The 16335-nt window shown below is 37.1% G+C and carries 17 protein-coding genes and 1 tRNA gene; 7 read left to right on the plus strand and 11 right to left on the minus strand.

The window, feature by feature from the left end:
- Complete coding sequence (locus tag EL194_RS05370) at positions 1 to 684, minus strand: DUF969 domain-containing protein (RefSeq protein WP_003775473.1); 684 nt, start codon at positions 682 to 684, stop codon at positions 1 to 3.
- 400 nt (positions 685 to 1084) lie between these two features.
- On the opposite strand from EL194_RS05370, the gene EL194_RS05375 reads away from it, so the two are divergent.
- From EL194_RS05375 to EL194_RS05385, 3 genes are all read left to right on the plus strand, one after another.
- Complete coding sequence (locus EL194_RS05375; RefSeq protein WP_003775469.1) at positions 1085 to 2317, plus strand: DUF349 domain-containing protein; 1233 nt, start codon at positions 1085 to 1087, stop codon at positions 2315 to 2317.
- 61 nt (positions 2318 to 2378) lie between these two features.
- Positions 2379 to 3458 carry a hypothetical protein gene (locus tag EL194_RS05380; protein WP_003775467.1) on the plus strand — a complete coding sequence of 360 codons (1080 nt, stop codon included), beginning with the start codon at positions 2379 to 2381 and terminating at the stop codon, positions 3456 to 3458.
- Positions 3445 to 3993 (plus strand): sugar O-acetyltransferase, encoded by a 549-nt coding sequence (locus tag EL194_RS05385; protein WP_003775465.1) that lies wholly within the window; start codon positions 3445 to 3447, stop codon positions 3991 to 3993. The genes EL194_RS05380 and EL194_RS05385 overlap by 14 nt, the downstream gene beginning before the upstream one ends.
- 23 nt (positions 3994 to 4016) lie before the next feature.
- On the opposite strand, the gene EL194_RS05390 is transcribed toward EL194_RS05385, so the two are convergent.
- From EL194_RS05390 to EL194_RS05430, 9 genes are all read right to left on the minus strand, one after another.
- Positions 4017 to 4763, minus strand: a complete 747-nt coding sequence (locus EL194_RS05390) for a phospholipase D-like domain-containing protein (RefSeq protein WP_003775463.1) — start codon at positions 4761 to 4763, stop codon at positions 4017 to 4019.
- A gap of 128 nt (positions 4764 to 4891) precedes the next feature.
- Positions 4892 to 5272, minus strand: a complete 381-nt coding sequence (locus EL194_RS05395; RefSeq protein ID WP_003775461.1) for a hypothetical protein — start codon at positions 5270 to 5272, stop codon at positions 4892 to 4894.
- Between the two features lie 14 nt (positions 5273 to 5286).
- Positions 5287 to 5811, minus strand: coding sequence for a ClbS/DfsB family four-helix bundle protein (locus tag EL194_RS05400; protein ID WP_003775459.1), 525 nt, complete (start codon positions 5809 to 5811; stop codon positions 5287 to 5289).
- A 28-nt stretch (positions 5812 to 5839) separates the two neighbouring features.
- Entirely contained in the window at positions 5840 to 6556 is a 717-nt protein-coding gene (locus EL194_RS05405; protein WP_003775457.1) for a B3/B4 domain-containing protein, read from the minus strand.
- 91 nt (positions 6557 to 6647) lie between these two features.
- Positions 6648 to 7115 (minus strand): DUF7000 family protein, encoded by a 468-nt coding sequence (locus tag EL194_RS05410; RefSeq protein ID WP_003775455.1) that lies wholly within the window; start codon positions 7113 to 7115, stop codon positions 6648 to 6650.
- A 107-nt stretch (positions 7116 to 7222) separates the two neighbouring features.
- Positions 7223 to 7305, minus strand: a tRNA-Leu gene (locus EL194_RS05415).
- Positions 7306 to 7430: 125 nt separating this feature from the next.
- Complete coding sequence (locus EL194_RS05420) at positions 7431 to 8198, minus strand: LiaF transmembrane domain-containing protein (RefSeq protein WP_003775452.1); 768 nt, start codon at positions 8196 to 8198, stop codon at positions 7431 to 7433.
- Positions 8198 to 8635, minus strand: coding sequence for a LytTR family DNA-binding domain-containing protein (locus EL194_RS05425; protein ID WP_003775451.1), 438 nt, complete (start codon positions 8633 to 8635; stop codon positions 8198 to 8200). Before EL194_RS05425 ends, EL194_RS05420 begins: the two co-directional genes overlap by 1 nt.
- An 86-nt stretch (positions 8636 to 8721) precedes the next feature.
- Positions 8722 to 9555, minus strand: coding sequence for a deoxyribonuclease IV (locus tag EL194_RS05430; RefSeq protein ID WP_003775450.1), 834 nt, complete (start codon positions 9553 to 9555; stop codon positions 8722 to 8724).
- 117 nt (positions 9556 to 9672) lie between these two features.
- Between EL194_RS05430 and EL194_RS05435 the strand changes: the two genes are divergently transcribed.
- Both EL194_RS05435 and pflB read left to right on the plus strand, forming a co-directional pair.
- The gene (locus EL194_RS05435) at positions 9673 to 10194 is read left to right on the plus strand and encodes a type 1 glutamine amidotransferase domain-containing protein (protein WP_003775449.1); all 522 of its coding nucleotides are present in this window, start codon (positions 9673 to 9675) and stop codon (positions 10192 to 10194) included.
- Between the two features lie 449 nt (positions 10195 to 10643).
- On the plus strand, positions 10644 to 12881 hold the full coding sequence (pflB, locus tag EL194_RS05440; protein ID WP_003775448.1) for a formate C-acetyltransferase: 2238 nt from the start codon (positions 10644 to 10646) through the stop codon (positions 12879 to 12881).
- Between the two features lie 96 nt (positions 12882 to 12977).
- On the opposite strand, the gene EL194_RS05445 is transcribed toward pflB, so the two are convergent.
- Positions 12978 to 13940, minus strand: a complete 963-nt coding sequence (locus tag EL194_RS05445; protein WP_003775447.1) for a lactonase family protein — start codon at positions 13938 to 13940, stop codon at positions 12978 to 12980.
- Positions 13941 to 14097: 157 nt separating this feature from the next.
- Here EL194_RS05445 and EL194_RS05450 point away from each other — a divergent pair, with 157 nt between their 5' ends.
- Entirely contained in the window at positions 14098 to 15477 is a 1380-nt protein-coding gene (locus EL194_RS05450) for a 6-phospho-beta-glucosidase (RefSeq protein WP_013852648.1), read from the plus strand.
- Between the two features lie 67 nt (positions 15478 to 15544).
- Entirely contained in the window at positions 15545 to 16330 is a 786-nt protein-coding gene (locus EL194_RS05455) for a Cof-type HAD-IIB family hydrolase (RefSeq protein ID WP_003775445.1), read from the plus strand.
- Positions 16331 to 16335: the final 5 nt, after the last annotated feature.

Consider the following 16335-nt stretch of genomic DNA (forward strand, 5'->3'; position numbering starts at 1 on the left):
TTATTTAGCCCCTCTCTTAATGCGACGATCTAACAGAACTGTTTGAACGCCTCCAAGTACTAGAGCAATTACAAAGACTGGAACGCTCCAAAGTGCGATTCCTTGGTGTGTTACGTCATAACCTTGTTCAACCAGTGTTTCAACAATTAAGATAACACCACTTGCATAAGGGAATAAGTTTTGACCAAAGAAGTTACCATAGTTTTCAGCAGCAGCGGCGCCTGCTTTAATTTCTTCTTCCTCTGCAACAGATAATGCGGAACCTTTTTCTTGAATTCCAGCACCTTCAGCCATTGGATGAATCAATGGACGGACAAATTGAGGATGCCCTCCTAAACGTAATGCACCTGCAGCGGCACATTGACGAATTAATTGGTAAACCCAAATAACACGTCCTGCTGTAAGAACTTTCATTTTTTGAATAAGTTTTACAGCTTGTTCTTTCAATCCATAACGCTCACATACCCCAACTACCGGTAGCGTTAAGACAAAGATCGTTAAACCACGGGACTTAACAAAGTTAGAACCCAGTGTTTCTAAAATCTCACCGAAGTTCATACCACCAATTAAAGCGGTAACAACAGCAGCGACTAAAACAACAGCGATTGAATCAATTTTCATTGCAAATCCAACAACAATAATAAGAACTCCAACTAGGAGCCAAAGATTAACAGTATCGACCATACACTTCTCCTCTCGTATAGATTTAACTATACGTAAGATTATAAAATGAAACAGGATTCATTACAACTAAAAGACGACGGTATTTTCAGGATTCAACCCATCAACTTCTAAAAAGATGATGAAATCCAGACAAATACGTGACAAATATCACACCTTAATTCAAGAAAAGAGGCTTTAAACAGGGTGGATTAGGAGGTTTCAAAGATTTTCAGACTGGAATGATTGATAAACTGAAAAAATAAATCAAAATAAATGTAAGAAATCGAAAAATGCAAGTTTGCACACATGATTTTCACGTTTAAATCACATATAAATGATATGATTTATTAGATAAAAAAGAAGTATATTTGTTCGAAGCATAATTTTTGCAGGACAAAATATTTTAATTGATAAGAAAGAGGTGTTCGACATTAACGAGAAACAAATTAATGAGACAGAAGAAGTAGTAGAAAAGGAAGTAAGGGAGCCTGAATTTTCGCGACATGATTTTGGATGGGAAAGTCTTGCTTCTGTGGAAACGTCTCGACAAAACCAATTAATTTCAGAAGTATACAGTGTTATGAGTACAGGGGATGATGAACGCATTGAGTTTGTTAAGAAAGAATGGGAATCTTTATCTGAAGAAGGCATCGACCAAGATTTAGAAGATAAATTCAAAACGGCACTTGATCAATACGAACATCGCCAAGAACGACTTGAAAAAGCACGTGCGATTAAGAAAGACTTAATTGAACAAGCTGATCAACTAAAGAAATCAACGGACTGGAATAAAACAGCCGTTAAATTACAAGAACTTCAAAAACAATGGAAAGAAGCAGGATTTGCGGGTCAAGATGTAGATCAAGAGCTTTGGGAAAAATTCCGTGCGATTAATGATGAGTTCTTTGATGCACGCACCACCCACTTTGAAGAAATGACGTTACTTCGCAAAGATGCGAAAGCATTGAAAGAAGCTTTAATTGTGGAAGTAGAAGCAATTAAAGATTCAACGGAATGGAAAGAAACATCGGATGCGATGCGCGATTTAATGACACGTTGGAAAGAAGCAGGATTTGCTGGACGTGAACATGAAGATCGTTTATGGGAAGAATTTAACGGTCATCGTCAAAATTTCTATCAAAAACAACGTGAGTTCTTTGACGGATTACGTGCAGAACAAGATAACGCACGTGAGAAAAAAGAAGCGATTATCGAGAAGGCAAAAGATCTTGTCCAAACATTCAATGATGCAACCACACGTGAAAATATGGAAGCACTGTTTAATGACTGGAAAGAAGCAGGACATAGTGGTCGCGATCATGAGCCGAAACTTTGGGATACATTTAGAGGGATTCAAGATGATTTCTATGCACGCATAAAAAATCGGGACTTTAATCGACAAGAATCACGTCGAAATGAAATCGAAGAAGAACTTGAACTGCTCGATGTTCGTTGTGATGCTTTAGAAGAACTCAACGAAAAAATCAAAGTTAAGATTGCAAGTCTTGAAGGTCAAGCAAAAACAAATGATTCTGAAACGTTACAAGAAGAAATTGCAGGTCTTAAAAACAACTATGAAGAAAACGAAGCAAAACTTGATGAATATGTTCGTGAACAAGCAAAACTTCAAAATGAATTAAATCGAATCTTCTAGTTTTAACCACTCTTGCATGAGTGGTTTTTTTATGGTCTAATAGACATGAAAAGAGGATTGTATGAAAAATAAATTACTGAAAATAACCTTAGTATTTCTTTGCGCATTCTTGGGGTTTGCGGGAGGCCATATGGCCCAAAAGTTATCCTTTACATATAGTATCGGTCCCCTCAATATTTTTCTGGCTTCGATGGGCTTTATAATATTAAGTTTTATAATTCATATTGTGATGCATGAAACAGGTCATCTCATCTTTGGTTTAATAACGGGTTATCAATTTATTCTGATTCGTTTTTTCTCGTTGACACTGATTAAAACAAATCACGGATACAAATTGAAATCGCTCAAAATTCCGGGTACTGCCGGCCAGTGTTTGATGATGCCACCTAAAACAATGAACGAAGACTTTCCGACTCAACTTTATAATTTTGGGGGACTTATTACAAATGGTGTCATTACACTTGTGGCTCTAGTGCTCCTTGTAATGTTTCCAGTTGGACCCTACATGCAAATATTTCTAACCTTACTGATTCTCCTCGGAATATTCGCGATTTTGGTGAATGGACTTATTATGGAAGATACACCCAATGATGGTTACAATGCATCCTTGTTAAGACATCGCTCAGAGTTGCGTCCTTATTTCTGGTTACAACTTTACGTTATTGGTATGAAAGCACAGGGCAAAGGTTATGAAGAAATCAATCCGAGTTTTATTAAATCGATTCCACTTCAAGATTGTGACAATCCAATCGGTTTAACGGCTCAACTAATATATATCGAATCTTTGAAGTCAAATCGTGAGCGCATTGAAGCGTATGAAGCGCTTAAAGATCTTGAAATGATCCCGATTCAAAAAGTGTTTGTGGATTTAGACCATGCTTCATGTTTAATGTTGGAAGGGGAGGTTGTGGAACCCACTCCAATGATGAATACCATTGTGAAGAAAATCAAAGGCAATCCAGATTGTTTAAAATTTGAATTTTTGAAAGCGTTAGTAATTGAGAATGATGAAGTTCGTGCTTCTCAGATACTTCAAAATTTTGAAAAAGAAACTAAAAATTACCCATACCGTCATGATGTCGCATTAATCTATAAAGAACTTGTGGATTTTAAACAAGAGTATTGTCATGCAGATGTTTGAGAAGATGATTCGTGGAGACATGTATCGTAGCGATGATCCAACATTAATGAAACTCAACTTAAAAGCAATACAGTGTACGATCCGTGCAAATCAAGAAGCAAATGGCACAGTACGTTCGGATATTTATCGGGAAATACTTGGGAGTGCTCCTGAAACCTTTTGTATTTGTCCAGGCTTTGCATGTGACTATGGTGTAAACATTCATCTTGGAGATCACTTTTTCGCAAATCATAATTGTGTCATGCTTGATGTCTGTGAAATCCGTTTTGGTGATTATTGTATGTGCGGACCCAATGTCCAAATTTATACAGCTACGCATCCACTTGACCCTTCGACACGAAGTTCAGGATGGGAGTATGGAAAACCAGTAAGTATTGGAAAAAATGTTTGGCTTGGTGGAAGTTGTATTCTATTACCCGGCGTTTCCTTAGGGGATAATGTAGTGGTCGGAGCGGGATCTGTTGTTACACAGAGTTTTGGAGATAATGTTGTTCTTGCGGGAAATCCTGCGAAAATTATTAAAACGATTCAATAAAAAAAGTCCGAAATGGACTTTTTTTAGTAGGCAGGTTCTTCAAAGTATTGTTTTCCAATTTCATTAAAATAAAACTGCTGACATTCTTTGTCATTTAAAAGGGAATCGATATAGTGATGTAAATCGATGACTTCATCCTTTTTATGAATACTCATGCATGATTCATAGTTTGAGTAAAAACCGTTTTTTGTAAAGTTGAGAGAACCAATAAAAGCAACATCATCCACGACATACAGTTTTGTATGTAGCTTTTGATAGCGGTTGGTTTTCCAGATAGAGATTGGCATATTGGGTTCGTAAGAGTAGCTATAAATGGGTGTCTTATGAACGTGGTCGAAATATTTGAAATTTGCGGTGAAAAGCGCCACAACAGCAATCATTTCAAACCAAAACCCAACAGTACCTTTAAGTGTTATCGCATGCGCGAGAATAATAAAATTAACAAAACACCACCCTAATGCAATAAAACGGCCCATACGTTTCTTTCGTAATGCTTCATCACTTTTAATACGCGTTTGGGTGAACAGAGTGTGCGCCAAATCTTGATTTGCTTTTTGACCTTGTTTATAATCCCATGTGAATACTAAACCCGTTGCGATACCTGCTTGATGTTGTTTAATTAACTTTTGTACATAATCCTTATTAACATAAGGGGATACAATCTTAATTGTTTGTTTACTTTGATTAAAACATGTCATAATTTCTTTTCCGGCACCTTTACCAATATAAAGATCCCCATCGACACGACTTAAATTTAAATGATTAGACACAATAAATCTCCTTTAATAACGATACACATCATAAATAAGGAATCGATGACTTACAAGTTTATCCTTTCAATCACACAAAAAACGAGTATTAAGAAGTCAAAAATATAGATACATAAAATAAAAAGCCATCATACGATGGCTTTATGTCTAACTCGATTTAATAGTTTTTGTGAATCGATAGTTTCGATTTCATTAGCATCAATATAGAGCAGATTCGTTAACGTTTCTGTTTCGGTAAAGTCTAATTTAGGGCGAACTCGTTTAAGTGCTTTTTCGATTTTATGAATTTGATCAAAAGGATCCAATGCATCATTGGTTATGATTTCTTTACAAACAATGTAATGATACAGAAGTTCTTTTTGATCTCGTTTCGGAAATAACTCAAGGAGTACGTTTTGAATCATTTGCTTTTGTTGCTCACCACGTGGAAAGACTTGTTTGAGATATTTTTCCCGATCTCGATCAAGATCTACTTTAGGACGAAAATTAAACCAATTATCAATACTCATGGTATCACTTCCTTTTACCCTATTGTATCACGCTTCATGGCTTTATACTGTTTTCTTAATTTTTTTAATGCCCAGTCGTAATGCGAGGAGGTAGCACTGATAAAATATGCACCTAAGGTTGTTGTTTTGGTAAATGGGTATACCTTTCTATCAAATAATGATTCTTGCGTATGGTTATGTATACGACTCACAACTTCTGCATGGGTATTTTGAATTTCGGTAAGTGCCTCTTCTAATGTTGTATTTTGGTAGGCTTCCCATATTTTATGATTTAGTTCAGGTGTTGTTTTCCATGTGAATCCTTTTGCGGGAATATCCGGCATTCCATTTTCTATAACACCGATTTGATACCATCGGATCATCATTTTATGCCATTCGATTAAATGACATAAAACGTCACGTAAGTTACGATCTCGATCTTCAAGTACAAATGGAGCGTTACGCTCTTCTTCGCTCAAAGAATCGATAAATTCATTTAATTTATTAAAGTTTACAGTTGCTGCTTCAAGCAGCGTTTCTTTAGTTTGTGGACGTGCCATGATTTTCTTCTCCTTTTTAAATTATCTTTTATTCAAGATTGAGACTCGCGTTTTCGTAGTCCATGATAGTGCTTTTTACAGACCCACCAAGATGTTGTTCAACAAATGTTGCAAGGTGGTGGGTAGCCTTCTCTAAATCGTCGCGACGTGTTGGATCGACACACTCAATAATTAAGAATGCATTCGTTGTGTCATCCGTTAACATGGTGCGTTGACCATCACGCCAATTCCAACAACGACAAACCGCACCCACATCATCAACGTATGCGATTTCTCCAGGGAGTGTATTATCAGGTTCAGAATCACCAAGAGCCATAAAGGAATCATTTCCTTGAGTTTTAATTAATTGTAATGCCCCAACGAAAGTATCAATGTCTTCACCACCGCAAGGAAGCCCATAGGTCAATGAGATTGCATTATAGATATCAACGAGAGGATTGATTGATCCAATCGTATTGCCCTTAGAAACCCGCTTTAATAAAGCCTCAATCGAGACACGCGCTCCTTTTTTAGTTTTAAACTTTTGATATGCATCACGCCATACAGAAACTACAGCATTTTGACTTAAAACATCTTCGGTAAGATACTTTTGAGCTTCATGATGACTCTCATCAAGAAATTTAGAAATTGCAGTCATCGCTTCTGGGGTAAGATCCTTGTTTTGGACATCGTGTGCAAGTACAATCCCAAAACAAGCATCAGGAAATAAAGACCAGAAATCATCAGTTATTATAAATTGTTTCATGGAAGTTCCTTCTTTCTATATGATTATTATAATACATTGGTGTGAAGGGGAACTTGTAAATGTGATGAAAAAAGTAAAGCATGTTCTTAACTTAGAGATAAGCGTGTATTTGTTCATAAGCGATTGGAATCGCTTTAAGGAGTGTTTGTGTCAGTGCATTAAGATCTTCAAAGTTTGGATGGGTCACTAAATCCTTAGCGACGATATACCACTGAGGCATCTCATCAAAAGTATTAAGTGGGGTATCTTTGAAGACGTTCCAATATTTTTTTTGAATGGGTTTTGTCCGTCCCATAAGCCAAAGTTCAAAGGTCATCGCTTGATGATTTAAAATCAGACCGAGTTTTAAACCCTGTGATCGAAGAAAATCATCATCAAAATAAAAGTAAGTGTAATCAAGATAACCATTCAGAACGGATTTTGCCGTGAATGAATCAAGTTTGAAATTACGTTGAATCTCATTCATTGTGTCAATTAAATATTTGTGCGTTGAAGGCATGTCGTGTTGATTAATGCTTTCTTGGTACTGTGAGATGCGGTGATTTATCGATGTTTTCATAATAATCTCCTTTAAATAAACTATAGCAAATCTTATTTTTAAAAACAATTAACCGGAATAAGCGCAAAAAAAAGTCATTACCGAAGTAATGACTGTGATTTAATAATTGGTGCGGGCGAGAGGACTCGAACCTCCATGCCGAAGCGCTAGATCCTAAGTCTAGTGTGTCTGCCAATTTCACCACGCCCGCGTATTCACTTTGTATTGCTAATAGATTATAACAAGCCATTTCTAAGAAAGCAATACCCAAATTCAATAAAAATTAAAAAAGAATGAAAATATAAAAAAAGCGGCCTAAAACCGCTTAAATAGTGATTATACGTACACAATTTTGATTTCGCCAAGGGTTACATCACCCGTTAAGGTTAATGTAGGACCATCAACGACTGTATTTCGATGGGGATCACTGACACTTGCAAGTGTATTATCAATATTATTAATAACGTTGATATTATAAGGAATAAACAATTTTACCTGACCAAATGCGCAACTTACTTCAAGTTGTGCTCCTGCAGGGTTAAACTGAGCCTGATCAAAATAGATTGATAATGAAGCAAAGGTATTATCGATATAACCACCGGTAAAGTTTTTTGAGCGGATGTATCGCGTACGATCCGTAAATAATGCTTCGATATTTATATAGTCTGCATGGTCGTCATCGCGATAACCACTGCGACTATTCTGTGTTCCTGTGTGATACTCATATTGATTACCATCTTCATCCGTTGCATAGCTTGAACTTTCACGATACGATTCATACTTTTGAAAGTTCACGTGCCGTTTGCGTCGTTTGAAGATCACGGAAAGACCAACAGCTAGAAATGTACTTGCCCAAAATAGGGTTCCTCCATTTCCGTGAATATTAAAATAAACACGGTTAATCCAAAGCGCCAAAGTAAGTGGATAAACAATCCCGAAGAAATTTAACTTAGGCATATTTGAAATTGCGAACGCTACTAAGGCTACCGTAAATGCAATCTTAAATGCATTGGGACCAAAACTATAAAGATTAAATGCACTACCAAATAATCCAAATGCCAGTAAGACTAGGACAAAGCCCCAGAAATAATCATTTTTTTTCATTAGATACTCTCCTCCTTTAATCGTTGTTTAATTTGTTGGAAATACATGCGTGATACATACGTTATCTTATGACTGTTATAAAATTGAACACTTCGAGATGAAGTAATATTACGTTCAAGTGAATCAATCTGATTAAGATTCACAATACTTGATTTGGATGCTCGCATAAATGAACTTGGCAAGGATGCCTCTAACTCATATAGGCGATAATGTGTGCGAAATGAATCTTTTGCTGTATGGACATAAACCGCATCGTCTTCAGTCTCGAAGAAACAAACTTCATCAAGATCAAGTGTAATATCCTTACCGCGGTGAACCGCGTTAATCGATTGGGTATCCAAAGTATGAATCATTTTCTCAATTTGAGGTGTCATTTCGCGACACTCTAAAACGATATCTTCTTCAAGATTCGGATTAATAATAACCTTTATATTCACGGATGTTCCTCCTGACTCTATTATAAATAATTATAATCGAATCGATACAAAAAAAGGGTAAGATGTCATAAATAAACCTTAAGTTGTTATTTTCGAATTGATCTTAAGAGCTCAATCTCTGCTTTATAGCCATCGTTATCATCTTGTGGCGTTTCAAGATAAAAGGGAAGATGACGTAATTTGGGGTGGTTTATAATTTTTTCAAATGTTTCCAAACCAATCGATCCTTGACCAATTTTTTCATGTCGATCTTTATGAGACTTAAAGGGGTTTTTACTATCATTGATATGAATCGCATGCAGCTTATCTAAACCAACAACTTCATCAAAGTGTTCGATGACACCATCTAAATCATTCACGATATCATAACCGGCATCATAGATATGGCATGTATCCCAACATACTCCAATTTTTTCTTTAACATTCACTTTTTCAATAATCGCAGCAATTTCTTCAAAAGTGCGACCCACTTCAGTTCCTTTACCTGCCATCGTTTCAAGCAAGACAATTGTTTCTTGATCTGAGTTTAAAACACGATTTAACATATCGGAGATCATCACAATCGCAGGTTCAACACCTTGCCCTACATGACTTCCCGGATGGAAGTTATAAAGACTGCCTTTGATATGGCTCATACGGGACAAGTCATCACGCATCAGTTCTTCGGCATAATCACGCGTATAATCCTTATTACTGCATGGGTTCATCGTGTATGGCGCATGTGCAAGAATGTGCTTGAAATTATTTGCTTCGATTAAAGTATTAAGTTTTCCTAAATCCTCAAGATTAAGGGGCTTTGCTTTTCCGCCGCGAGGACTTCGCGTGAAGAACTGAAACGTATTGGCATCAATACGAAGTGATTCATGTCCCATTGCTTCGTAACCTTTCGCAAATGAGAGATGACAACCTAGATAAAACATAAAAATTCCTCCTTATATATATGTATCGTATCAAGATGCATCGTAGACTACAATCTTAAAGCAAATAACTATACTTTAGAAATGGATATTGATAGAGTTTAAATAAGAGGTGATGACATGGAATTAAGTGGTAAAAGAGTTTTAACCATCGTAAGTGATGATTTTGATGATCTAGAATTGTGGTACCCAATCCTTCGACTTCGCGAAGCTGGTGCACAGGTTGATATAGCAGCTGAACTAAGTGGCACGACCTATCGTGGAAAATACGGCTTATCGGTTGTCAGTGATTTAAAGTTTTCGGATGTGGATATTACGCGTTATGATGGTCTTGTAATTCCGGGCGGATGGGCACCAGATTATCTTCGTCGATTGGAACCAGTACTTGATTTTGTGAAGTATATGGATACCAATAAAAAGGTTATTGGACAAATTTGTCATGCTGGTTGGGTTTTATCATCAGCTGGAATATTAAGCGGAAAAACGGTAACCAGTACACCGGGAATTAAGCATGACTTAATGTATGCAGGCGCACATTGGGTTGATGAACCTGCAGTTCGAGATGGGCATGTTGTTTCTGGGAGACGTCCACCGGATCTACCAATTTATTTACCAATGTTGATTGAAGCACTTAAGGACTGATTTTATATCAGTCTTTTTATTTTAATTGAAACAATCTTGCTTTTAAATCTTTAAATCCATAGAGAAAGCAATACATTCTTAATGAATAACATTAAAACCATACTTAAATCGTCTCTCGCTTGTCGATAACACGAACAGTATAGAGCAATATAGTGCTAATTGGTGCGAGTGAGTTTGTGAATTGGGTATACAATTCAAAAAGGTTTTCATTTGAACGAAGTTCACTTAGAAGTGAGTATTTTTGATTTCCAAGTGGTGTAATTAATTTTGTGAAAAAAGTCTGTGAATTCGCAAACTAGTATGATTTGAAGCAATTAAGCACAAGTGTATACCAGAACGTGCCTAAAAAGGATGTGAAAAATAAAACGTATTGTACTAAGTTTGATATAATATGCGTGTAATACAAATAAGATATTGGGAATCAAACCCGAGAATAAGGAGGTATCTTAATGTATAATCAATGGAAAGGCTTCAAAGGAAGCTATTGGAAAGAAAACATTGATACTCGTGATTTTATTAAAAATAACTACACAGAGTATACTGGTAACGATGAGTTCTTAGAAGGACCAACTCAAAATACGTTGGATCTTATGGAACAACTTGAAGAAATGAATGCTGTACAACGTGAAAAAGCTGGCGTTTACAACATGGATACAAAAATTGTATCGACTGTAAGTTCACACGGTCCAGGTTACATGGATAAGGATAAAGAGCAAATTGTTGGGTTCCAAACAGATGAACCATTAAAACAAGCATTTATTCCTTTCGGTGGAATTGGAATGGCTGTGAAAGCTCTTGAAAGTAATGGTTATGAACCCGATGAGGAGTTAGTACATATCTTTACAAAATGGCGTAAAACACACAACCAAGGGGTATTTGATGTTTATACACCTGAAATGCGTGCAGCACGTAAGAACAAGATCATTACAGGTCTTCCAGATGCTTATGGACGTGGACGTATTATCGGTGATTACCGACGTATCGCACTTTATGGTATCGACCGTCTTGTAGCTGGTAAGAAAAATGATTTAGCACACACAGGTTACAAAACAATGACAGATGATGTAATTCGTTTACGTGAAGAAATCAGCGATCAGATTCATGCATTAGCAGAAATTAAAGAAATGGCTGCTTCTTATGGATTCGATATTTCACAACCTGCAGCAAATGCTAAAGAAGCAGTTCAATGGTTATACTTTGGTTACTTAGCAGCTATCAAAGAAAATAACGGGGCAGCGATGTCAATTGGACGTATCTCAGCATTCCTTGATATCTATATTCAACGTGATTTAGACAATGGTGTGATTACTGAAAAAGAAGCACAAGAACTTATTGACCACCTTGTAATGAAATTACGTATGGTTAAATTTGCACGTACACCTGAATACAACGCATTGTTCAGTGGTTACCCAATTTGGGCAACATTATCAATCGCTGGTATGGGATTTGACGGACGTTCACTTGTTACAAAAACTGACTTCCGTTTACTTCACACACTCATTAACATGGGACCTTCACCAGAACCAAACTTAACAGTTCTATACTGTAAAGAATTACCAGAAGGATTCCGTACATTTGCATCACATGTAGCAATCGAAACATCTTCAATTCAATTTGAAAATGATACATTACTTCGTGAAAAATGGGGTTCAGATGACGTTGCCATCGCATGTTGTGTGTCCGCAACTGTTATCGGTAAAGATATGCAATTCTTTGGAGCTCGTGCAAACTTAATTAAATGTTTACTTTATGCTATCAATGGTGGTATTGATGAAGTTACTAAAGCACAAGTAGGACCACGTTTACGTCCAATTACATCAGAATACTTAAACTTTGATGAAGTTAAAGTTGCTTACCAAGACATGATGGACTGGTTAGCTGAATTATATGTAAATACATTAAACTCAATTCACTACATGCATGATAAATACGCTTATGAAAAAGCACAACTTGCATTAATGGATTCCGATCTTAAACGTACTTTTGCAACTGGTATTGCAGGTATTTCACACGTTGCTGACTCCTTATCAGCAATCAAATACGCTAAGGTTAAGACGATCCGTGACGAAAAAGGTTTAGTTGTAGATTATGAAGTCGAAGGAGACTTCCCTAAATATGGTAATGATGATGACCGAGCAGATGATCTTGCAAACTGGGCATTACAATACTTCATGGGTCAAATCAAACGTCACCATACATACCGTAATTCAACACCGACATTAAGCTTACTCACAATCACATCAAATGTTGTTTATGGTAAAGCTACAGGTAACACACCTGATGGACGTGGACAAGGTGTTCCTTTAGCACCTGGTGCGAACCCATCATACGGTGCAGAAAAGAATGGTTTATTAGCTTCATTAAACTCTACAGCTAAATTAGACTATAACTGTGCACTTGATGGTATCTCAAATACACAAACAATTGCGCCAATCGCAATGGGTAAAACTACAGACGAACGTATCGTAAACCTACGTGGTATTATGGACGGTTACTTCGCGCAAGGAGCTTACCATTTAAACGTTAACGTGTTTGACAATGCACTTCTTGAAGATGCTATGGCCAATCCATTGAAATATCCTAACTTAACAATTCGTGTGTCCGGTTATGCTGTTCGATTTGTAGAACTTACAAAAGAACAACAACTTGATGTTCTTATGAGAACGGCTCACGAAAGAACTGTTTAATTTATAATTTATTAAACGAAAAAATCACGCCGAAACCGCGTGATTTTTTTTTAGAATTAAAGAAGACATCTGAATGCAGCGATGTCTTTTTTATTTTTATGAAACGAAGAGAACTGAAACACATTCCGGTGCGTAAACATCCGATTGGAGTAATGTTAGCTTCCCAGTCGTCTCATCTCTTGCGTACAAGCTGAGATTATTTGTATCGCGGTTTGCGCAAACAAGATATTTTTGATCAGGACTGAGTGCAAAATCACGCGGATGTTCACCAAAGCTTGAAATATTTTGAATTAATTCAAGCTGGAGCCCGTCTTTACTGATTTTAAAGACTGTGATTGAGTCATGACCACGGTTGGATACATAAAGATAGTTTCCATCTTTAGAGATTCGAATTGCAGCTGCAGATCGAATTGCATCAATTTCTGGCAATGCATCGAACACACCGTGCTCGATAAAATCAAATCCATCATCCTCTAAAACCGTAACATGACATGTATGCTCCGAAAATAGATAAAGTAAGGGTAAATGTGGATGAAAGGCAAGGTGTCGTGGACCCGACCCTGCAGGTGCTTTATACGTTGCGATTTCATTCATAAGTTCATATTTACGAACCGTATCTAAGCCTAAATCACAAACATAAACAAATTCGGTGTTTGGTTTCTTATTTACGAAGTGAGCATGCGATCCATCTTTGTATTCAATTTTTTTAAAGACTTGATGATTTTTATAAACATTGACGCGTCCTTTATGATAATTCGCATCATAGATTTGATCTTCATTTTTGTCATAGGCGACATAACACGGCGCAGGTCCGGGCTCAATAAAACGTTCAATAAGTTCTGTGTCAGTGCTTTGATACTTCCATGTCGCAATCCCTGCTAGATCATCTTTTTGATAGACACTGAATAAGGTTTGAGTTGTTGGGTCATAATCGAGGTAGGTTGGATTTTCAACGCTTGCAATGTGCGTTAAACGATCTAAACGATCATGTTCCAAGTCAATTTCATAAATCCCTTTGCTTTCAGATTTTGTATAAGTTCCAAGTAATATTTTAGTCATAAAAGCCTCCTAAATAAATTATACCATAAGAATATGGTATTTAATTTCACACTTAACACTTAAGAAAACACTTAAATGAAATTAAAAATCAAGTTCGGTGTGGTTTATTGTGAGAAGACTTAATAAGGGATACAATTTGAATACCAAGGAGGCGACTATGACTAAAAAAATAAAGATTGTTACGATTGGTGGGGGGAGTAGTTATACACCCGAACTTATGGAAGGATTCATTAAACGATCAGATCAAATTGATATTTCAGAACTTTGGTTGGTGGACGTTGAAGAAGGCAAGGAAAAGTTAGAAATTGTAGGTGCAATGGCACAACGAATGGTTGAGGCAGCCGGCCTTGACTGGAAGGTTAAATTAACGCTTGATCGTCGTGAAGCACTCAAAGATGCGGATTTTGTGACGACACAATTTCGTGTTGGGCAACTTGAAGCTCGTAAACGTGATGAACGAATTCCCGGGAAATATGGGTCGTTGGGACAAGAAACGAATGGTGCAGGTGGAATTTTTAAGGCCTTTCGTACCATTCCTGTAATTCTTGATATTATTAAAGATATGGAAACATTATGTCCCAATGCATGGCTGATTAATTTCACAAACCCTGCAGGGATTATAACTGAAGCTGCAATTAAGTGGGGTGGTTGGAAACGTACTATTGGACTTTGTAATATTCCAGTTGGATGTACAAAAATTAACCATGAAGCGATGGGCTATGATGAGAATGCGAATGTTTTATTTGAAAAGTTTGCGGGGCTAAACCATTTTCATTGGCACCGTGTTTGGGATCAAGATGGAACCGAAGTGACGCAGATGTTAATTGAGCGATTGTTTGATCCAAGCAGTGCATTTTCAAAAGTCCAAGAAGTGAAAAATATTACACCCATCCCTTATAACCTTGATCAGCTGAAGGATTTAGGCATGATTCCATGTTCTTATCACCGTTACTACTATATCGCACGAAATATGACAGAAGAGTTTATGGAAAATTGGACGAATCATAAGACACGTGCTGAAACGGTTCAACAAACCGAAGCGGCTTTATTTGAGTTGTATAAAGATCCGAATTTGAATTACAAGCCGGATGAGCTAACACAACGTGGTGGTGCCCATTATTCTGATGCAGCTTGTCAGTTAATTGCATCGATTCATAATGATTTACGAACCGTAATGACTGTAAGCACTCAAAATAATGGTACGATTACCGATTTGCCATATGATTGTGTTGTGGAGGTTACAAGTGTTATTACCTCTCATGGCGCCGAACCATTTAACTGGGGTTCTTTTGAACCGGCAGCACGTGGTCAACTCCAAATGATGAAAGCCATGGAAGAAACGGTCATTGAAGCCGCGGTTACTGGAAATTATCGTAAAGCGGTTCAAGCCTTTTCGATTAATCCCATGATTCAAGGGGGGCATTACACAATCGATATGCTTCACGAAATGCTTGTAGCCCATAAAGCGTATTTACCGCAATTTGCAGATAAAATTGCGGAACTCGAAAGCCAAGGCGTTAAATACATCGCAGATTAGGGATTATATTGCTATAATGGACAGGAGGCTTTGCCTTCTGTTTTTTTTATGAAAGTTGAGGAAGTATATGATTAAATTAATTGCGACAGATATGGACGGGACACTCTTGGACGCAGATCATGCTTTAACGCCTTCGATGCGGGAAACGATTTTAAAACTGCGTCAGAAGGGGATTAAGTTTGGGGTTGCGACGGGCAGACCCATGGATTCCGCAGTCTTTGGTATACCCGATATCGCAGAATTATTTGATTTCGCAATCTGTGATAACGGTGGTTTTGTTTATGATTTTGCGGATGGTGAGATCCATGAACAGTTCCCATTGAGTGGTGATTTAATTCGTGAAATTTTAGATACCTTTATGCCCATGGGTGGAAACCCCGTATTAACAGGTCCTGGAAAACTGTATACACAATTTGAGGATTTCTATAATATCGAAGTTCGTACACATATTGATTTGGAGTATGTCGATGTTCGTTCTAAAGTGTTAGATTCACATGCTAAAATCATCTTCAGTGGAGAACCTGAAACTTTAGCGCGTATTGAAGCATATGTACATGAAAATCCCGATCCGCGCTATGTTGCGTTTTACTCTCAAAAAGAGTTAATTGAATTTATGGATCCACGGATTAATAAGATGGTCGGACTTCAGTACTATATGGATAAGTATGGTATTACAGTTGATGAAATTATGACCTTTGGTGATAATAATAATGATTTACATATGATTGAAGATGCAGGGCATGGTGTTGCGATGGAGAATGCAACACAAGCTGTAAAGGATGTTGCGGATGCAGTCTGTGGTTTTAATCATGAAGACGGTGTTAAACGATATCTTGATCAATATAAATTTTAAAAAAG

Origin of the sequence: Erysipelothrix rhusiopathiae, from assembly GCF_900637845.1 — a bacterium.
Taxonomy (GTDB): domain Bacteria; phylum Bacillota_I; class Bacilli_A; order Erysipelotrichales; family Erysipelotrichaceae; genus Erysipelothrix; species Erysipelothrix rhusiopathiae.